The following is a 19,235-nucleotide window of genomic DNA, read 5'->3' on the forward strand; positions in this document are numbered from 1 at the left end:
GCCCGGCTGGCCCGGCTGGCCCGGCTGGCCCGGCTGGCCCGGCTGGCCCGGCTGGCCCGGCTGGCCCGGCTGGCCCGGCTGGCCCGGCTGGCCCGGCTGGCCCGGCTGGCCCGGCTGGCCCGGCTGGCCCGGCTGGCCCGGCTGGCCCGGCTGGCCCGGCTGGCCCGGCTGGCCCGGCTGATCCGACTGATCCGACTGATCCGACTGGCCCGGCTGATCCGACTGATCCGACTGGCCCGGCTGGCCCGGCTGATCCGACTGGCCCGGCTCGCCCGCCTCGCCGGGCGATTGCTGGGCCAGCACGCCGAGGGGTACGGGGCGGGCGAACGGCCGTCGGGACGGGGCGGTCTCGCAGCCGGTGAGGCCGGCGACGGCGGTGGCGCACATCCGTCCCTGGCACCAGCCCATCCCGGCCCGGGTCAGCAGTTTCACGGTGCGGACGTCACCCGCGCCGAGCCCGTCGACGGCCTCGCGGACGGCCCCGGCGGTGACCTCCTCGCAGCGGCAGACCAGCGTGTCGTCGGTGACCTGATCGGCCCAGTGGGCCGGCGGGGCGAAGGCGGCGGCGAGGGCCTCGGCGCAGGCCCGCAGCGTCTCGCGGGTCCGCGCGGCCGGTGCCCGTCCGGCCGGGGCGGGCTCGGCGCCCCGCAACCGTGCCGCGACCGAGCGTCCGGCGAGGTGCCCCTCGGCGAGCGCGAGGGCGGCGCCGCCGATGCCGGTGGACTCCCCGGCCGCCCAGACCCCGGGGACGCTCGTGCGCTGCTCCACGTCGACGGCCACGGCCGGTCCGTCCAGGCGGCAGCCGAGGCCGTCGGCGAGATCGGTGTGCGGGAGCATGCCGTGGCCGACGGCCAGGGTGTCGCAGGGGATGTACCGCCCGGTGCCACGCCGGACCTGTCCGCCGTCCTCGAGGGCGGCGACCGTGACGCCGGTCAGCCGGTCGTCGCCGTGGGCGCGCACGACGGTGTGCCGGGTGAGGACGCGGACACGGTGGCGCAGGAGGCGGGCGGCGTATCCGGCGCCCTCGGGGAGCTTGCCGGCCAGGGCGCGGGCGTGGCGGGCGACCTGCTTCGGGCCGGCCGATTCGACGAGCGCCGCCACCCGTGTCCCGGCCGCCGCGAGCCCGGTCGCCACGGGCAGCAGCAGCGGCCCAGTGCCGGCGACGACGGCGGTCCGGCCGGGCACCACCAGCGCGCCCTTGAGCATGGCCTGGGCGCCCCCGGCGGTGAGGACGCCGGGCAGGGTCCAGCCCGGAAAGGGCAGGACGTGCTCGTAGCCTCCGGTGGCGAGCAGCACGGCGTCCGCGTGCACGGCGGCCGGCTCGTCCTGACCCGGCCCGAGCAGCGCGTGCACGGTGAAGACGCCGGACCGCTCCTCGACGAACCACACGTGATGCCCCGTCAGGACGCGTACGTCACCGGCGGCGAGCCCGTCCCGCAGTCGCTCCCAGGTGCGCCACCGGTGGTGGAGCGCCTGTGGCCGCCGGGCGCCCAGTTCGGCCGCGGGCTGCCGGAAGAACTGCCCGCCCGGCCGGTCCGCCGCGTCCACGACGGTGACCCGCACCCCGCCGGCGGCCGCCGCCAGCGCCGCCGCGAGCCCGGCCGGCCCGGCCCCGATCACCGCGAGGTCAGTCCGCATGGCCGGTTCCCTCCTGGGTGCGGATCACGTCGCCCGGGTGCACGGGGACCAGGCAGGCACGCTGGTTGGGGCGGTCGTTGACGGTGACGAGGCAGTCGAAGCACACGCCGGTGCCGCAGAACACCCCGCGCGGCCGGCCCGCCTCCCGGGTGGCGCGCCAGGAGGTGATTCCGGCCGCCCACAGCGCGGCGGCGACCGTCCGGCCGGGCAGCGCCTCGGTCGTCCGCCCGTCGACGGTGACCGTGAAGGCGGGCGCGGGCCGTGCCCGGACCAGGCGGAGCGGGTTCACCGGACCTCCTCGGGAAAGCGGTCGGGGCGGAACGGGGTGAGGTCGAGGGCGGGCCGCTCACCGCTGAGCAGTTGGGCGATCAGGTGTCCGGTGCCGGTGGACAGGCCGATGCCGGCACCTTCGTGGCCACAGGCGTGGAAGAGACCGGGCGCCCTGGGATCGGCGCCGACGGCCGGTAGGTGGTCGGGCAGATACGGCCGGAACCCGGCGTACGTCCGCATGGCCCGTACTCCCGCGAGGAAGGGGAACAGCCGGGTGGCGCCGGCCGCCAGCGCCCGCAGCGCCGGGAGGGAGACCGACCGGTCGAAGCCGACCCGTTCGCGGCTGGCGCCGATGAGGACCGGCCCCGCCGCGGTCCCCTCCACCACCGGGGAGGTCTGCAGGGCGGCCGAGTCACTGGCGACGTCGGCCACGTAGTCCGCGGCGTACACCTTGTGCCGGACCCGGGGCGGCAGCGGTTCGGTGACGAGGACGAAGCCACGCCTGGGCAGGACCGGCAGGCGTACGCCGGCCAGTGCGGCCAGGGCGCCGCCCCACGGGCCGGCCGCGTTGACGACCGCCGGGGCGTGCAGGTCGCCCCGGTCCGTGCGTACTCCGCGCACGGCGCCGCCGGGGCCGCGCAGGATGCCGGTCACCGTGCGGCCGGTGTGCGGTCGGGCCCCCGAAGCCCGCAGCAGGTGAGCGGCGGCCAGAGCGGGCATGACCTGGGCGTCCTGCGGGTAGTGCACGGCGCCCGCCAGGCCGGGGGCGAGATGGGGCTCGAGGTCGTGGAGCCGGTCCGCCGGGACGCCCACCGCCTCCACCCCGGCCGTGCGCTGGCCGGCGGCGTGGGCCTCCAGGCCGGCCAGCGCCTCGGGGGTCTCGGCGACGACGACACCGCCCTTGGGCTCGTACTCGACGGCGCGGCCCAGCTCCGCGGCCAGCGCGGTCCACAAGCGGGCGGACAGCAGGGCGAGTTCCAGCTCGGGTCCGGGTTCCTTGTCGGAGACGAGGAGGTTGCCCTCCCCCGCTCCGGTGGTGCCGCCGGCCACCGGGCCACGGTCCACCACGATCACGTCGAGCCCCGAACGGGCGGCGTACAGCGCACAGGCCGCACCCACCATTCCGGCCCCGACCACTACGACATCGCAGGTCAGCGACTCGATCACGTCAGTACTATGTCACACAACACACTGTCTGGGAACAGGGCGACGGTCACTCGCGCGGTCGATCACTCGGAGGCGGGGACCACCCTGAGGTGGGAGGTGGTGCGGCGGGGGCGTGCGGGGCGGTGCGGGGCACGGCGGGGCTCGCGCAGGACCAGCGTCAGCCGGGTGTAGCCCAACTCCCGCAGCGCCTTGGGCGTTTCGACCACGACCCGGCACTCGGTGCGGCCCCAGCGCGGGTCGGGGTGGTGCAGCGGCCGTACGGCACCGTCGAGTTCGACGGCCTCCGCGCCGACGGCGCGGATCCAGTGCGGCAGGCCCTGGCGGTAGGCGGCCTCCATGATCGGGTCCTGGGCGATGTCGCGGCGGACGGCCTGCAGGCCGTTGTCGTGGCCGTCTCGCTCCAGGGCGCCGGCGAAGTGCGCCAGCAGCGGCAGGCACCAGCTCGACTCGTGCTCCCCGAGGACCGCGGAGGCGTCCGGGTGGAAGAGGACGAATCTGAGGAAGTTGTCGCCGGGCATGGCCGTCGGATGCGGTCCGGCCCCCTGGAAGAGTGTCCGGAAGGCGCCGTTGGTCAGCACCACGTCCCAGCGGTGGTCGACGACGAGCGAGGGGAAGGGGACGGCCTCCACGAGCGCCGTGTAGTCCTGCAGATACGCCTGGGCGTCGGGGGTCGTGGGCGCGGGCCGCGGCTCCGGCCGCTGCCCTCCTGCCTGAAATGCCATCGGGAGGTCACCCCTCTTGCCTATGCGGCCTTCTCGCGGCGTCCCGATCCTGGTGCCCCGCCGCGGGGTGTGTCAACTATCGTGGCATTTCGTGCCTGTTGACGGCTGAAATAGGCCACAGTTGTGGCGAGACCTGGATGTGAGTTCGAGCGGCAGGCTACTCTCCGGGAAGTTCACGGCAACCGCTTGTGAGAAGCCTGTGAGGCCTGTGAGAGACGTAGGAGAGCTGTCGGTGACGGGTGGTCTCGAGGGTCCGGGTGCCATGCCGACGGCCGCGCTGTCCGCCGTCGTCGCCCGCGTCACCGCGCTCGCGGACCGGCTCGGCGTGCCCGCCGCCGAGGTCTTCGACGTCGGCCGCCTGTCCGCCGCCTCCGGCGTCCCCGAGTCGGTGGCGGGCGCCCTGCTGAGCGGCCGGCCGGCGGGCGAGCCCGATGTGCAGGCCCGGTTCGTGCAGCGTCTGGACCTGTTGCGCCGCACCCGGCTGAAGCCGAACGGCCGCAAGTACACCCAGCAGGAGATCGCCGACGGCGCCGGCATGTCCCGGCAGCAGGCGGGCGCTCTCATCAACGGCGACCGGCGCCCCACCATGGAGCACTGCGACGCCATCCAGCGCTTCTTCCGGGTGCACGCCGGTTTCCTCACCGCCGAGGACCCCGAGGCGCTCGCGGGCGCCCTCCAGCACACCGAGCAGGAACTGCTGCAGCAGCTCGCCGGCCGGGAACGGAAGGCTGCGGCCGCCGCCGGCGACCCCCTGGAGCGGCTGCTGCAGGACCACGGCGTGCGCGGCATCGCCTGGCGGGCCGCTCAACTGCCCACCGACCAGCACCGCGACAAGGTCGCCGAATGGCTGGACATGCTCCTGGAGAGCGTCAAGCGGCCCGAGTCGTGAGCCTGGGGAGAGACGTGGGCACCGGTAGGGAGATGCGCCGTCTGTGCGGCGAGTTGGTCGAGGAGCTCACGCTCCCCGCCCCGGCGCGGCCCGCCGAGTTGTACGCGGCGCTGTGCGAGGCGATGAGCAGGCGGCGGGGCCGTCCGGTGCTGTTCCGCACGGCCGCCTTCCCGCCCGGGACGGCCAGCGGCCTGTGGCTCGACATGGCCGACCAGGACCTGGTGGTCGTCGAGGAACGCACGGCGCCCGACCACCAGTTGGTCATCCTCGGTCACGAGCTGTGGCACATGAAGGCCGGGCACTGCGGGCACCACGTCGAGGGGGCCACGGTCGCGGCCCGGCTGCTGGACGGGGACGCCTCGGACCGGGACGAGGAGGCACTGCGCGCCACCGTGCGGACGGTGGCCGCGCGTTCCCGCTTCGACCTCGCCGACGAGAAGGAGGCGGAGGCCTTCGGGCTCCTGCTGGCCAGCAAGTGCCGCACGTGGCTGGACGGTTCGTCCCTGCGTGGGCCGGTGCAGCGGGACCACCTGGCGGGACGGATCGGGGCGTCGCTGGGCTATCCGGGCTGACGGCCCGACCGGCCCGTGGCGGGCGGCGTACGGGGCGCGGCTCGGCGGGATTGTCAGTGGTGGGCGGCAAGCTGGGAGTGTGCCGCCGCCGTGCGGGGGCGCGTGACCGCTGACGTCGTTGTGGGGAGAGCCGACCGATGACCACCACCGCCGTACTGACCGACCACGAGCGCACCGCCGTTCAGGCCTACCTGCGGCTCCTGCACACGGTGCGCGCCGGTTTCGACACCGCGGCGGGACCGGCCGGCGCTCCTCGGCCGCCCGTCGTCCCGCCCTCCGTACTGGCGGAGGCGGAACAGGCGCTCGAGGCCGCGGGGCTGGCCGGTAACGAGGAGGAGTTCTTCCGGTTGCTGCGGAGCTGGTGTCCGCGGCCCTGACGCGTCAGCCGTGCGGGACCGTGACCGCCGTGGCGACCAGCCCCTGCCCGGCGGTCCACCGGCCGTCGAAGTGGGTCAGGCGCCGGCCGCCCACGGTGGGTCCCGGCACCAGGAGGGCGGCCCGCAGGGTGCCGCGGCGGGGGTCGACGGGGTTCACGGAGATCTCGATGTCGGCCTCCATGAAGTCCAGCCACCGCTCGGTGAGGGGGAACCACGCCTTGTAGACGGACTCCTTGGCGCTGAACAGCAGCCGGTCCCAGTGGATGCCGGGGCGCTCCTCGGCCAGCCGGAGCAGCCGATCCCGCTCCGCGGGCAGGGACACACTGGGCAGGACGCCGTCCGGGAGCGGCCCGTCGGGTTCGGCGTCGATGCCGAGGGAGGCCAGGTCGGTGGCGCGGGCCAGCGCGGCGGCGCAGTAGCCGTCGCAGTGGGTCATGCTGCCGATCAGTCCGGCCGGCCAGCGCGGCGCACCGCGTTCGCCGGTCAGCACGGCCTGCGCGGGCACACCGAGTTTCTCCATGGCCCGGCGGGCGCAGGACCGGACGACGGCGAACTCCCGGCGGCGCTTGGCGACCGCCCGGGCCACGAGCGCCTCCTCCTCCGGGTAGAGGGGGAGGTGTCCCGCGTCGTCGTGGCCGTGGGCCTCCACGGTGACGACGGTGTCGGGCAGCAGGTCCTCGATCACCGGGCCACCTCCTTGCGCGCCGACGTCGGCAGGATGGGGCGCAGCGCCCCGGGCGGCCCGGTCCGCTTGCGCCATTCGCGCGGGTAGCCGACCGACACCTCCTCGAAGCGGACGCCCTCGTGCCAGGTGGTCCGCGGGATGTGCAGATGACCGTAGACCATGGTGTCGACCCGGAACCTGCGGTGCCAGTCGGCGGTCAGCCGGGTGCCGCACCACATGGCGAACTCGGGGTACCACAGGACGTCGGTGGGGTGCCGGTCCAGCGGGTAGTGGTTGACGAGGATGGTCGGCAGCCCGGCGGGGACCTCGGCGAGCCTGCGCTCGGTCTCGGCGACCCGCGCCCGGCACCAGGCGTCGCGGCTCGGGTACGGGTCGGGGTGCAGCAGGAACTCGTCGTTGCACACGATGCCGGTGCCGTGGGCGTACGCCAGCCCCTCGTCCTTGGTCGCGCATCCGGCGGGCAGGAACGAGTAGTCGTAGAGCAGGAACAGCGGCGCGACCACCGCCGGGCCCCCGGCTCCCTCCCACACCGGGTACGGATCCTCGGGCGTCGTCACGCCCAGCTCGCGGCACATGTCGACGAGGTGCTCGTAGCGGGCGACGCCACGGAGGGTGACGGAGTCCTTGGGATGCGTCCACAACTCGTGGTTCCCGGGGGCCCAGACGACCCGGCGGAAGCGGTCCGCGAGGGTGCCGAGGGCCCACCGGACGTCCGCGACGGTCTCCGCCACGTCGCCGGCCACCAGGAGCCAGTCGTCGTCCGAGTCGGGGCGCATCTTCTCGACCAGAGCACGGTTCTCCTCGTAGCCGATGTGCAAGTCGCTGATGGCCCACAGCTTCCCCGGGCCCCCGACCGTCGACCTCATCCCCCACCCCTTCCAGACATGCGTTCGACGTTACGAGATCACATCGCGGGCCCCGGTCACAAGGGCGACCCGCCCCCGCCGGGCGGGGGCCTCGCGGCCGCCCCGAGGCAGGGCCCGTGCATCCGTGTGACGCGCTTTGCGTCCGGAGGTGTGCAACCCCCTATGATCGCCCCAACACCACCGCCACGATTCCCTGCGCGCAGGGCGGCTTGGTGTCCCTCCAACCCCCCTGGCCGGGCACGGCCCGCTTCGCCCTGCCCGCGAACCGTGAAAGGCGGCCTGCATGGTTTCTCCCGTACGCGTCTGGCTCAACCGCACGTACGCGGAGAACGTCTTCTTCATGGATCAGCTCCGGAGAAATCCCGCCGACCGTGCCGTCGAGATCCACGCCACGCACGGCGACCCGGACTCCCCCGTGCTGGCCGCCGCGGACACCGCCGACCTGGAGCCGGAGGGCCTGTCCCCGGCCGGTTACGTCGAGTACGCCCTGGACCAGTGCGCGCGGCGCGGCATCGACGTGTTCGTGCCCCGGCTGTACCAGTCCGCGATCGTGGCCCACCGTGCCGAGTTCGAGGCGGCCGGTACGGCGCTGCTGGCGCCGCCGCCGGAGGCGGTGGCCGTCTTCCAGGACAAGGTGACCGCCTACGAGGCGCTCCGCGCGATCGGTGTGCCGGTGCCCCCGTGGTGGCGGGTCCGCACCGCCGACGAACTCGTCTCGGCCGTCGAGGAGCTGGAGGCGCACGGACACCGGGCGTGCTTCAAGCCGGCGTCCGGCGCGGGGGGCGTGGGCTTCCGGATGGTCACCCGTGCCCCCTTCTCCCTCGCGCACCTGAACGGCTTCCCGGGTCCGTCCGTGCCGCTGCCCCTGGTCGTCGAGGCGCTGCGGGCGGCCGAGGAGCCGGTCGACTGGCTGGTGATGCCGCGGCTGGAGCAGCCGGAGGTCTCGGTGGACTGCCTCACCGGTCCCGACGACCGGGTACGGCTGGCCGTGGGCCGCACCAAGAACGGCCGCCGCCGGGGGTTCACACTGCACGAGCAGTGGCTGGCCCCGGCCCGGCGGATCGCCGAGGCGTTCGGGCTGCACCACCTGTCCAACGTGCAGTTCCGGATGTACGGCGACCGGCCCGTGCTGATGGACGTCAACACCCGGCCGGCCGGTGGGCTGCACCAGTTGGCGCTGTGCGGGATCAACGTGCCGTGGGCGGCGGTCCGGCTGGCACTCGGTGACGACCCGGGCGAGCTGACGCCGCCGTTCCTGGGCCAGGACTACTCGGTGGTGTCCGGGCCGCGCCCCCTGCGGCCCGTCTCCCTGCCGCATCAGCGCACGGACCTCCCCACGGTCCCGGCTCCGGCTCCGGCTCCGGCTCCGGCTCCGGCTCCGGCTCCGGCTCCGGCTCCGGCTCCGGTGAAGTATCCGGCGGTCGCGGCGCCGGCCGCCGGTCCGCTGGCCGCCCCCGCACCGGACCCGGCCGCCGGGGCTCCGGCGTAGGACGCGTCCGGGGACCTGCCGCCTCGGGCTCGATCCGGACACGCCTTGGCTCAGGCCGAGGCCACGACCGCCCGGCCAGCGCCCCCGGCAAGCATCGCCGGCGCAGGTGGCCGGCCGCCTCGTACTCGACCCGGCCGCGACCGCGACTCGGGGCGAAGGCCGGCGTGCCCGCGACCGGCGGCTGCGCCGGGGCCTCCCGCCTACCTCAGGTACGCCAGGCCCGGGTGGGCGGCCGTGTAGCCGTCGACGAGGCGGCGGGCGACGTTGACCGAGTCGACGAGCGGGTGCAGGGCGAAGGCGCGCACCGCTGCCGCCCGGGAGCCGGAGCCGGCCGCCGCGAGGATCTCGCGGTCGACCGCCTTGACCGCGCAGACCAGGCCGGTGGCGTGGCCCGGCAGCGGGTCCACGGCCACCGGATGGGCGCCGTTCGCGTCGACCAGGCACGGGGCCTCGATCACGGCGTCGGCGTCGAGGACCGACAGCGTGCCCCGATTGCGGATGTTGAGGATGAGCGTGGTGCGCTCGTCCCGGGCGACGGCCCGCATCAGGGCCAGCGCCACCTTCTCGTAGCCGCCGGACAGGTCGTCGGCCTCGCGCTCGCCCGCGCCCGCCGCTTCGCGGTTCTCGGCCATGTAGGTGGCCTCGCGCTCGGCGCGGGTGCGGTCCCAGGCCGCCAGGGCCGGGGCGTCGGGGCGGCGCATCTCGTCGTAGAAGCGGGCCTGCTGGTCGCGCAGGAACGCGCCCCGGGTGCGGTCGGCCTCCTGGTAGGCGCGGACGGTCTCCCGGTTGAAGTAGTAGTAGTGCAGGTACTCGTTGGGGATCGCGCCCAGGGAGCGCAGCCACTCGGGACCGAAGAGCCGGCCCTCCTCGAAGGAGCCGAGCAGAGCCGGGTCGGCGAGCAGCCGCGGGAGTTCGTCGCGACCCTCCACGCGCAGGCCGCGGACCCAGCCGAGGTGGTTGAGGCCGACGTAGTCGATCCAGGCCCGGTCCGGGTCGGCGCCCAGCACGCGGGCGATGCGGCGGCCGAGGCCGACCGGCGAGTCGCAGATGCCGATGACGCGGTCGCCGAGGTGCCCGGACATCGCCTCGGTGACCAGACCGGCCGGGTTGGTGAAGTTGATGACCCAGGCGTCCGGCGCCAGCCGGGCCACGCGGCGCGCGATGTCGACGGCGACCGGGACGGTCCGCAGCCCGTAGGCGATGCCGCCCGCGCCGACCGTCTCCTGGCCGAGGACGCCCTCGGCCAGCGCCACGCGTTCGTCGTCGGCCCGCCCTTCCAGGCCGCCGACGCGGATCGCGCAGAACACGAAGTCGGCGCCCCGCAGCGCCTCGTCCAGGTCGGTGGTGGCCGTGACCTCGGGCGCGTCCGGCGTCCCCGCGGCCTGTTCGGCCAGTACCCGGCTCACCGCCGACAGCCGGGCCGCGTCCAGGTCGTGCAGCACGACGTGTGTCACGCGGCCCTCGGCGCGGTCCGCGAGGAGCGCCCCGTACACGAGCGGCACCCGGAATCCGCCGCCGCCCAGAATCGTCAGTCTCACGCCCGCACCCTTCCGTCACCGGCCCGGCTCTCCGTCTGGCGCCGATCATGGCACGCCCGGCCCGGTGGGCCGCCCGGTACCGGTCTGACTTCGCCGCCCCCGCGGCCCGCTCACCCCGCCGTACGCGCCCGGTGACACATCCGGCCCCACACCCGTCACAGAGACACGCCGGCACCAGGAACCACCGCCACCCCGGGCGCATCACCCACCGCGCCCTACGACCGCGGCGACACATCCGACCCCACGCCCGGCACAGGACACGCCCGGCACCACAACCCCCGCCACCCCCTGCGCCTCACCCCACCACTCCGCACGACCGCGGCGGCACATCCAGCTCCGCGCCCCCTGTGCCGCGTGCGACCGGCACCGTACGCTCGGGCCGACAGCCCCGCCCCGCTCCCGCCACGTGTCCGCTCCGGTCCGCCCACCCGTGTCCGCTCCGGCTTCGACCCGCCACAGCCCACCACCGCACCACACCGCCACACCGCCACAACCCTCCACCGCGCCCCCGCCACGCCCCGCCCCGCAACCCGCCACACCCCGCCCGAGCACCCCCTTACCGCGCCTCACCCCCGTAGCCCGCCACCCCGCAGATCCCGCCGAGGATGCCGGCCATGACCACCCTCCCCCACTCCCGACTCCACTCGCCCCGGGGCACCCCCACCGCGACCGACCGCCTGCTGTCGGTGCTCGCCGCGTTCGATCACGAGCACCCGGCGCTGTGCCTGACGGACATCAGCCGGCGGGCCGGGCTGAGCCTGACCACCGCGCACCGGCTGGTGGCCGCCCTGACCGAGTGGGGCGCGCTGGAGCGGGACGAGTCGGGCGATTACCACATCGGACTGCGGCTGTGGGAGATCGCCGCGCTCGCCCCGCGTGGTCTGGCGCTGCGGCAGGTCGCACTGCCGTACCTGGAGGACCTGTACGAGGCGACGCACGAGAACGTGCAGTTGGCGGTGCGGGACGGCGGCGAGGTCGTCTACACCGAGTGGCTGGCGGCGCGGTCCTCGGTCGGCGTGCACATCCGCGTCGGCGCCCGCTGGCCACTGCACGCCACGGGGGTCGGCCTGGCCCTGCTCGCGTACGGCGAGCCGGAGTTCCAGGAGGCGTACCGCACGGGCCCGCTCACCGCGTTCACCCCGTACACCATCACCGACGCCGCGCGGCTGCGCCGGGTGCTGGCCGAGGTGCGGCGCACCGGCGCGGCGGTGAGCGACCGTCAGGTGACCGACGACGCCCTGTCGGTGGCCGCTCCGGTGCACGGCCCGGACGGCACGGTGCCCGCTGCCGTCTCCGTCGTCGTACCGCACGCCGGCGCACAGGTACCGGCGCTGGTCCCCGCGGTGCGGCTGGCCGCGCGCGGCATCTCCCGGGCCCTGGGGTGGCGACCGGAGGAGACGGCGCGGTCCGGCGCCGGGCGTCCGTCCGGCCGGGGAGGGACGGATCCCCGTCGGCGGACACCGGATATCCCCCGCACCGGTGAGGACGGGGCCCCGGGGCCGTCGTGATACTGGGACGGCCTTTGCCCCGAGGAGCCGCCCATGTCCGCCCGGTCCCCGCTCACCTCCGCCGTCGCACGGCTGCGTACGACGAACCCGTACGCCGTCGACACGGCCGTCGCCGCGCTGGTGCTGTTCGCCGTCTCCCTGCAGTGGCTGTTCCCGGACGAGGGCGACGACCCGCTGACCGGGCAGGGCTGGCTGCTCGGGGCCGCCACGGCGGTGCCGCTGGTGTGGCGGCGCGCGGCGCCCTTCGCGACCGCCTGTGCCGTGTCCGTGGCCACCCCCACGCAGGCGATGCACCACGCGCCCCCGCCCGACCTGATGTACGGCGGATTCGTCGTCCTGTACACACTGGCCGCCCTGGCCCGGCCCTGGCAGCGGCGCATGATGCTGGCGGGCTGGCTGATCGGGGTCGCCGTCACCATCCGGCACCGGGAGGATGCCGAGCCCTTCGAGTACGCCTTCCAGCTCCTGAGCATCGTGTGCGCGTACGCCCTGGGCACGCTCGCCCGCACCCAGCGTGCCTACACCGCCGAACTGGAGGACCGGGCCCGGCGGCTGGAGCGCGAGCGGGCCGCCGACACCGCGCGGGCCATGGCGCAGGAACGCTCCCGTATCGCCCGCGACATGCACGACATCCTGGCGCACGCGGTCAGCCTGATGGTGGTGCAGGCCGAGGCGGGGCCGGTCGTGGTGCGCAGTGATCCGGCGCGCGCGGAGGCCGCGTTCGACGCGATCGCGACCGCCGGCCGGGACGCGATGACCCAACTGCGGCGCATCCTCGGCGTCCTCAAGGAGGAGCAGTCGGCAGCCGGGCCGCAACGCCTGCCGCAGCCGGGCCTGGCCGCGCTGTCCGGTCTGGTCCGGCAGGTCGGCGAATCGACCGGGCTGCGCGTGGAGTTGCGGGTGAGCGGCGAGCCGCGCCCGCTGCCGCCGGACACCGAGGTCGCCGCCTACCGCATCGCGCAGGAGGCACTCACCAACACGGTCAAGCACGCGTACGCTTCCTCCGCGACGGTCGGACTCGACTGGGCGGAGGACGAGGTGACCCTGACGGTGACGGACGACGGGCGGGGCCCGTCGGCGCCGGACGGCGGCGGACACGGGCTGATAGGCGTCCGCGAGCGGGCCGCGGCCTGCGGGGGCGGGGCCGTCGTCGGCGGCGGGCCGGACGGCGGCTTCCGCGTCGTCGTCCGCCTGCCCGTCGCGGCCGGACGGCGGGCGGCGCTCGGGTGAGCATCCGGGTGGTCGTCGCCGACGACCAGGAGTTGGTCCGCAGCGGGTTCAGCATGATTCTGGAGGCCCAGGCCGACATCGAGGTCGTCGCGGAGGCGGGCGACGGTGCCGAGGCGGTGGCCGCGGTCGAGCGGCTCGCGCCCGACGTTCTCCTGCTGGACATCCGCATGCCGGTGATGGACGGCCTCGACGCGGCCCGGCGGGTGTGCGCGCGGTCCGCCTGCAAGGTCGTCATGCTGACCACCTTCGACCTGGACGAGTACGTGTACGAGGCGTTGTACGCGGGCGCCAGCGGCTTCCTGCTCAAGGACGTGCGCCGGGACGACCTGGTGCACGCGGTCCGGGTGGTCGCGGCCGGCGACTCCCTGCTGGCACCGGCGGTGACGCGCCGGCTGGTCGCGGACATCGTGCGGCGCCGGCGGGCGGAGGCCACCGCCGAGGTCACCCCGCGGCGCATCGAGGTGCTGACCGCCCGCGAGGTGGAGACGCTGCGGCTGCTGGCGCGCGGGCTGTCCAACTCCGAGATCGCCACGACCCTGTTCGTGAGCGAACACACCGTCAAGACCCATGTCAGCAACGTGCTGGGCAAGCTCGGTCTCAGGGACCGGGTGCAGGCCGTGATCTGCGCGTACGAGACCGGCCTGGTGACCCCGGGCTCCCCCTGACGGGTGAGGCGGGGGCCGGTCTCCCCCGTACGGGCGAGTCCCGCAAACCGCTCCCATCGGCGATCCGGCGACACACCGCCGGGCACGAGTCTGTTGGCGACGTCGAAAGACGCATCCCCTGTCGGATGACGATCGCCGGGAGGCACCGTGCTGTCCACACTCGCCCGGGCGGCGACCCGCCGCCCCCTGACCGTGATGCTCCTGTGGGGCGTGTTCCTGCTGCTCGGCTTCGGCCTCGGGACGGGGGTCTTCGGGAAGCTCTCCGACGACGTGCCCGACGTCCCCGGCACCGAGTCGGCGGTCGCCGCCGAGTACCTGGACGACCTCGACCCGTCGGGCGAGTCGATCACCGCCGTCGTCGAGGCCGCCGCCGTCTCCGGCCCCGAGGTGCGCGCCCAGGTACTGCGGGCCGTCGCCGACCTGCGGGACCTCGCGGGCGTCGCCGCGGTGCCCGACCCGTACGCCACGCGCGGCCTGGTCGCCGAGGACGGGCGGGCGCTGATCGTGCCCGTCGCCCTCGAGGGAGGACTGGACGACGCCGCCGAGGAGGCCGCGGTGGACGCGGCGGCCGGGCGGCTGCACGAGATCGACGCGTCGGGCGTCCATGTCAGCGGCGGGCCGCTGCTGGGCGAGCAGCTCGGCGAGCGGGCCCAGGAGGACGTGAAGAACGCGGAGCTGATCTCGCTGCCGGTCGTGCTGGTGCTGCTGCTGGTCGTCTTCGGCGGACTGCGCGCGGCCGGGCTGCCGCTGCTGGTCGCGGTGGCCGGCATCGCGGGCGCCTTCCTCGCCCTGTTCGCCTTCAGCCAGTTCACCGACATCTCCGTGTACGCGATCCAGGTCACGACGATGCTGGGGCTCGGCCTCGCCGTGGACTACGCCCTGCTGATGCTGGTCCGCTTCCGCGAGGAGCGGCGGGAGACCCCGGACGTGGTGGAGGCCGTGCACCGCACCGTCGCGGCGGCCGGGCGGACCGTGCTCTTCTCCGGGCTGACGGTGGCGGTGAGCCTGGCCGGGCTGCTGGTCTTCCCCAGTACGTTCCTGCGCAGCATGGGTCTGGCGGTGGCCGCGGTGGTCGTCGTCGACATGCTCGCCGCACTGACCCTGCTGCCCGCGCTGCTGGCACGGTTCGGCGGGAAGATCGCCCCGGCGAAGGTGCGTGCGAAGGGCGAGGAGGGCCGGCTCTTCGCCCGCCTGGCCGGCTTCGCCGCCCGCCGGCGCGCGGCGGTCCTGGCCGTGGCCGTCCCGGCCCTGCTGGTGCTGGCGCTGCCCGTCACCGGCATGCGCGTCAACATCGGGGACGCACAGCAGCTCCCGAAGAGCACCGAGGCCCGGCGGCTCCACGACGCCGTCGGCGCGCACTTCCCGCCGGGCACCGGGGTCTCGCCGGTCACCGTGGTCCTGCGCCCCGGCACCGACGCGGGGACGGCCGACCGGATCCGCGCGCTCGCGCCGGGAGGCGGGAGCCGTGACCTGCCCGGCGGTACGACCGTGCTGGAACTGCCCCCGGCCGGCTCGGTCGACGGCAGGGCCGCCACCGAACTGGTCGAACGGGTACGGGACATCCGCGGCGACGCTCCCGTCCAGGTCACCGGAACCGCGGCCCAACTGGTCGACTTCCGGCAGATGCTCGCCGACCGGGCACCCTGGGCGGCGCTGACCGTCCTGGCCGGGATCCTCGTCCTGCTGTTCGCCTTCACCGGGTCGGTGCTGCTGCCGCTGCGCACGGTCGCGACCACGCTGCTCAGTCTCGGCGCCGCGCTCGGCGCCGTCGTCTGGGTCTTCCAGGACGGTCACCTGGCCGGGCTGATCGGCGCCGAAGGGCTGGGCGCGCTGAGCCTGACCGCTCCGCCGCTGATCATCGCGATCGCCTTCGGACTCGCCATGGACTACGAGCTGTTCATCCTGGCGCGGATGCGCGAGGCCCGGGAGCAGAGCGGTGACGACCGGGAGGCCGTGGTGACCGGACTGCGCCGCTCGGGGCGGGTGGTGACCTGTGCCGCGCTGCTCCTCGCGGTGGTGTTCGGCGCCTTCATGACGGGCGGCTTCTCCCCGATCCTGCAGATCGGGCTCGGCCTCACCCTGGCGGTGCTGATCGACGCCACGGTCGTACGGATGCTGCTGGTGCCGGCGACCATGGCGCTGCTCGGCCGCCGCGCCTGGTGGGCTCCGCGGCCGCTGCGCCGGGCGCACGAGCGGTTCGGTGTGCGCGAGGAGGTCGCCGCCCCGGCCGAGCCGGAGCCGGCGCACCACTGAGGCACCGGCCGGCACGGTGGCGGCCGGGCGGCCGGCCGGCGGACTTCGTGACCGTGAACCGGTTCGGCTCCGGCCGCCGAGCGGCAACCGGCCCCCGTAGGAGGGTGAAGGGGCGTCACGCGCGCGTGACGCCCCTTCACCCTCCTTGGCACGGTGCCGTTCAGCGCACCTCGGTCCGGAAGGCCGCCGGCGTCTGGTCCGTGTGCTGCTGGAAGAACTTGGAGAAGTTGGCCGCGTCCGGGAAGCCGACCGCCGCGCCGACCCGGCCGATGGGCATGTCGGTGTGGGCGAGGAGCCGCATGGCCTCCAGTACGACGCGTTTGTCGATGAACCCCTTGGGCGTCTGGCCGGTGGCGGCGCGCACCGCGCGCACGAGGGTGCGGCGGGAGTAACCGAGCGCGTCGGCGTAGGCGCTGACGCTGTGGTTGGTAGGGAAGCCCCGCTCGACCGCGTCCCGGAAGAGGGTGAAGGTGGTGTCGCCCGGCGTGTCCGTCCGGCCCTGGCGCGCCGCCTCGGCGGAGCTGACCGCGAGGTGCGCGAGGCGCAGCAGGAACGCGGACAGCGTGTGGCGCAGTACGGCGGTGTGCAGGCTCAGCGGCAGGGTGGTGGCGTCCTCGTACTCGCGGCGGAGCTGGTCGAGCGCGGCCGTGAGCCCGGCGAGCCGTGCCTCGTCGGGGTGGAGCAGGGGCGGCAGGTCGTAGCGGTAGAGGCCGGTGGCCTCCACGGTGGCGCGGGGCAGGAAGCCGGGCTGCATGGTCAGCACCGTTCCGCGGTACTCGCTGTCGGGCGAGAAGCGGTGGACCTGTCCGGGCCGGATCCACAGCAGATCGCCGGCCGTCGCCTCGTACTCGGCGAAGTCGATCATGTGACGGACCGGGCCGCCGGTGAAGAGCATGACGACGTGGAAGTCGATGCGGTGCACGCGGTGCAGCGGGGCGTGCGCGTGCCAGGTGCGGCCGGCGCCCATGGGACCGACCTGCATGCCGACGCCGAGGAGGCTGAGATCGACCGGGAAGGGGAACGTTCTGATTCCGTCGCCGTCCCTGGCGTCGCCGCCACCGCCGCCGCCGGCACCGTCTTGGATGTGTTCGTCCGCCATGTCCTTCTCGTGCCGTCCCGCCCGTGCACCCGCGCGCCGGGGCGTGTCCCAGTTTCACCACAGGCTGGCACACCACGACCTTCACTCTCAAAAGTCAGACTTTTAAGTTTGAACACGTCAGACCAGTTCCTTCGCTCCGATCGAGGATTTCTTGAAGATGAGCACGCACACAGCGGACGGCGCGGACCGCTTCGAATGGACCGAACTCGACCGGCGTGCCGTCGACACCGCCCGGGTTCTCGCGGCCGACGCGGTGCAGAAGGTCGGCAACGGCCATCCGGGCACCGCGATGGCCCTCGCCCCGGCGGCCTACACGATCTTTCAGAAGGTGATGCGACACGACCCCGCCGACCCGGAGTGGACCGGCCGTGACCGTTTCGTCCTCTCCCCCGGTCACACCTCGCTGACCCTCTACACCCAGCTCTACCTCGCCGGGTACGAACTGGAGCTGGACGACCTCAAGGCGTTCCGCACGCACGGTTCGAAGACGCCCGGCCATCCCGAGTACGGGCACACCGCCGGCGTGGAGACCACCACCGGGCCGCTCGGCCAGGGCGTCGCCAACGCGGTGGGCATGGCGATGGCCGCCCGTTACGAGCGCGGCCTGTTCGACCCCGGGACCCCGGCCGGCGAGTCCCCCTTCGACCACACCGTCTGGGCGATCGTCTCCGACGGCGACCTCCAGGAGGGCGTCTCCGCCGAGGCGTCCTCGATGGCCGGTCACCAAAGGCTCGGCAACCTCGTCTTCCTCTACGACGACAACCACATCTCCATCGAGGGCGACACGGCGACCGCGTTCTCCGAGGACGTCCTGAAGCGGTACGAGGCCTACGGCTGGCACGTGCAGCGCGTCGAGCCCGCCGACAACGGCGACGTCGACGTGCCCGCCCTGCACGCGGCCCTGACGGCGGCGAAGGCCGAGACCGGGCGCCCTTCCCTCATCGCCATGCGCACGATCATCGCCTGGCCGGCCCCGAACGCCCGGAACACCGAGGCCTCCCACGGCTCCGCCCTCGGCGAGGAGGAGGTCGCGGCCACCAAGCGCGTCCTCGGCTTCGACCCGGAGAAGTCCTTCGAGGTCCGCGACGAGGTCCTCGCCCACACCCGCCGCGCCCTGGACCGGGGTGCCGAGGCGCACGCCGCCTGGGACAAGCGGATCGCCGCATGGCGCGACACCGCCCCCGAGCGCGCGGCGCTGTTCGACCGCGTGCTCGCCGGCCGGCTGCCCGAAGGCTGGGAGGACACCCTGCCGGTGTTCGAGACCGGCAAGGCGGTCGCCACCCGCGCCGCCTCCGGCAAGGTGCTGCAGGCCCTCGGCCCGGTGCTGCCGGAGCTGTGGGGCGGCTCCGCCGACCTGGCCGGCTCGAACAACACCACCATCGACAAGACCAGCTCCTTCCTCCCGGAGGGCAACCCGCTGCCGGAGGCCGACCCGTACGGGCGCACCGTGCACTTCGGCATCCGCGAGTTCTCGATGGCCGCGGAGATGAACGGCATCGCGCTGCACGGCAACACCCGGATCTACGGCGGCACCTTCCTGGTCTTCTCCGACTACATGCGCAATGCCGTCCGCATGTCCGCCCTGATGCAGTTGCCGGTGACGTACGTGTGGACGCACGACTCCGTCGGCCTGGGCGAGGACGGCCCGACCCACCAGCCCGTCGAGCACCTGGCCGCCCTGCGCGCCGTCCCCGGCCTGAACGTGGTCCGCCCGGCCGACGCCAACGAGACCGCGACCGCCTGGGCGGAGATCCTCAGGCGGCACTCCACCCGCCCGGCCCCGCACGGCCTCGCCCTCACCCGCCAGGGCGTGCCGACCTACGAGCCGAACCCGGACGCGGCACGCGGCGGGTACGTCCTCGCCGAGGCCTCCACCGGCTCCCCGGAGGCCGTCCTGATCGCCACCGGTTCCGAGGTGCGGCTCGCCGTGGCCGCGCGGGAGGCGCTGGAGGCGGAGGGCACGCCCACGCGGGTGGTGTCGATGCCGTCCGTCGAGTGGTTCGAGGAGCAGCCGCGCGAGTACCGCGAGAGCGTGCTGCCGCCGTCCGTGCGGGCCCGGGTGGCCGTGGAGGCCGGCATCGGCCTGACCTGGCACCGGTTCGTGGGCGACGCCGGCCGCATCGTCTCGCTGGAGCACTTCGGTGCCTCCGCGGACGCCGAGACCCTGTTCACCGAGTACGGCTTCACCGCCGAGCACGTGGCCGCCGCCGCCAGACAGTCCCTGGCCGCCGCCCGCGGCTGAGCCGGCCCAACAGAGAAGCAGAAAG

16 protein-coding genes and 1 pseudogene are annotated in these 19,235 nt (G+C 74.6%); 9 read left to right on the top strand and 8 right to left on the bottom strand.

Features of this window, described 5'->3' with window-relative positions; genetic code table 11:
* Window positions 1-276: 276 nt before the first annotated feature.
* The 4 genes and pseudogenes from B1H29_RS39835 to B1H29_RS05900 all read right to left on the bottom strand — a co-directional run.
* A pseudogene (locus tag B1H29_RS39835) lies at window positions 277-1,638 on the bottom strand (NAD(P)/FAD-dependent oxidoreductase); the annotation flags it as partial.
* Window positions 1,628-1,927 carry a (2Fe-2S)-binding protein gene (locus B1H29_RS05890; RefSeq protein WP_055419210.1) on the bottom strand — a complete coding sequence of 100 codons (300 nt, stop codon included), beginning with the start codon at window positions 1,925-1,927 and terminating at the stop codon, window positions 1,628-1,630. The pseudogene B1H29_RS39835 and the gene B1H29_RS05890, both read right to left, overlap by 11 nt.
* Window positions 1,924-3,075 (bottom strand): NAD(P)/FAD-dependent oxidoreductase, encoded by a 1,152-nt coding sequence (locus tag B1H29_RS05895; RefSeq protein ID WP_055419211.1) that lies wholly within the window; start codon window positions 3,073-3,075, stop codon window positions 1,924-1,926. The genes B1H29_RS05890 and B1H29_RS05895 overlap by 4 nt, the downstream gene beginning before the upstream one ends.
* A gap of 62 nt (window positions 3,076-3,137) precedes the next feature.
* Window positions 3,138-3,797 carry a hypothetical protein gene (locus B1H29_RS05900; protein ID WP_055419212.1) on the bottom strand — a complete coding sequence of 220 codons (660 nt, stop codon included), beginning with the start codon at window positions 3,795-3,797 and terminating at the stop codon, window positions 3,138-3,140.
* Window positions 3,798-4,029: 232 nt separating this feature from the next.
* Between B1H29_RS05900 and B1H29_RS05905 the strand changes: the two genes are divergently transcribed.
* The 3 genes from B1H29_RS05905 to B1H29_RS05915 all read left to right on the top strand — a co-directional run bounded on the left by B1H29_RS05905 (window position 4,030) and on the right by B1H29_RS05915 (window position 5,635).
* Window positions 4,030-4,686, top strand: a complete 657-nt coding sequence (locus B1H29_RS05905; RefSeq protein WP_055419213.1) for a helix-turn-helix domain-containing protein — start codon at window positions 4,030-4,032, stop codon at window positions 4,684-4,686.
* 32 nt (window positions 4,687-4,718) lie between these two features.
* Complete coding sequence (locus tag B1H29_RS05910) at window positions 4,719-5,258, top strand: hypothetical protein (protein ID WP_055419214.1); 540 nt, start codon at window positions 4,719-4,721, stop codon at window positions 5,256-5,258.
* Between the two features lie 137 nt (window positions 5,259-5,395).
* A complete protein-coding gene (locus B1H29_RS05915) occupies window positions 5,396-5,635 on the top strand; it encodes a hypothetical protein (RefSeq protein ID WP_055419215.1) in 240 nt (79 codons plus the stop codon).
* Between the two features lie 4 nt (window positions 5,636-5,639).
* Here B1H29_RS05915 and B1H29_RS05920 read toward each other — a convergent pair whose 3' ends face one another.
* Together B1H29_RS05920 and B1H29_RS05925 are read right to left on the bottom strand one after the other, a co-directional pair.
* On the bottom strand, window positions 5,640-6,320 hold the full coding sequence (locus tag B1H29_RS05920; protein ID WP_055419216.1) for a 4'-phosphopantetheinyl transferase family protein: 681 nt from the start codon (window positions 6,318-6,320) through the stop codon (window positions 5,640-5,642).
* A complete protein-coding gene (locus tag B1H29_RS05925; protein ID WP_055419217.1) occupies window positions 6,317-7,186 on the bottom strand; it encodes a metallophosphoesterase family protein in 870 nt (289 codons plus the stop codon). The genes B1H29_RS05920 and B1H29_RS05925 overlap by 4 nt, the downstream gene beginning before the upstream one ends.
* A 283-nt stretch (window positions 7,187-7,469) precedes the next feature.
* Between B1H29_RS05925 and B1H29_RS05930 the strand changes: the two genes are divergently transcribed.
* Window positions 7,470-8,675 carry an ATP-grasp domain-containing protein gene (locus B1H29_RS05930; RefSeq protein ID WP_055419218.1) on the top strand — a complete coding sequence of 402 codons (1,206 nt, stop codon included), beginning with the start codon at window positions 7,470-7,472 and terminating at the stop codon, window positions 8,673-8,675.
* Window positions 8,676-8,875: 200 nt separating this feature from the next.
* Here the strand turns inward: B1H29_RS05930 and B1H29_RS05935 are convergent, their stop codons facing one another.
* Window positions 8,876-10,213, bottom strand: coding sequence for a 6-phospho-beta-glucosidase (locus tag B1H29_RS05935; RefSeq protein WP_055419219.1), 1,338 nt, complete (start codon window positions 10,211-10,213; stop codon window positions 8,876-8,878).
* A 614-nt stretch (window positions 10,214-10,827) separates the two neighbouring features.
* Between B1H29_RS05935 and B1H29_RS05940 the strand changes: the two genes are divergently transcribed.
* From B1H29_RS05940 to B1H29_RS05955, 4 genes are all read left to right on the top strand, one after another.
* A complete protein-coding gene (locus B1H29_RS05940) occupies window positions 10,828-11,721 on the top strand; it encodes an IclR family transcriptional regulator (protein ID WP_079160053.1) in 894 nt (297 codons plus the stop codon).
* 33 nt (window positions 11,722-11,754) lie between these two features.
* The gene (locus B1H29_RS05945; protein ID WP_055419220.1) at window positions 11,755-12,951 is read left to right on the top strand and encodes a sensor histidine kinase; all 1,197 of its coding nucleotides are present in this window, start codon (window positions 11,755-11,757) and stop codon (window positions 12,949-12,951) included.
* Entirely contained in the window at window positions 12,948-13,616 is a 669-nt protein-coding gene (locus B1H29_RS05950; RefSeq protein WP_055419221.1) for a response regulator, read from the top strand. Before B1H29_RS05945 ends, B1H29_RS05950 begins: the two co-directional genes overlap by 4 nt.
* A gap of 147 nt (window positions 13,617-13,763) precedes the next feature.
* Entirely contained in the window at window positions 13,764-15,869 is a 2,106-nt protein-coding gene (locus B1H29_RS05955) for an MMPL family transporter (protein WP_055419222.1), read from the top strand.
* Between the two features lie 160 nt (window positions 15,870-16,029).
* On the opposite strand, the gene B1H29_RS05960 is transcribed toward B1H29_RS05955, so the two are convergent.
* Window positions 16,030-16,968 (bottom strand): helix-turn-helix transcriptional regulator, encoded by a 939-nt coding sequence (locus tag B1H29_RS05960; RefSeq protein WP_055419223.1) that lies wholly within the window; start codon window positions 16,966-16,968, stop codon window positions 16,030-16,032.
* 157 nt (window positions 16,969-17,125) lie between these two features.
* Between B1H29_RS05960 and tkt the strand changes: the two genes are divergently transcribed.
* Window positions 17,126-19,210 (top strand): transketolase, encoded by a 2,085-nt coding sequence (tkt, locus tag B1H29_RS05965; protein ID WP_055419224.1) that lies wholly within the window; start codon window positions 17,126-17,128, stop codon window positions 19,208-19,210.
* Window positions 19,211-19,235 lie beyond the last annotated feature (25 nt).

It is taken from the genome of Streptomyces pactum, assembly GCF_002005225.1.
GTDB lineage: Bacteria > Actinomycetota > Actinomycetes > Streptomycetales > Streptomycetaceae > Streptomyces > Streptomyces pactum_A.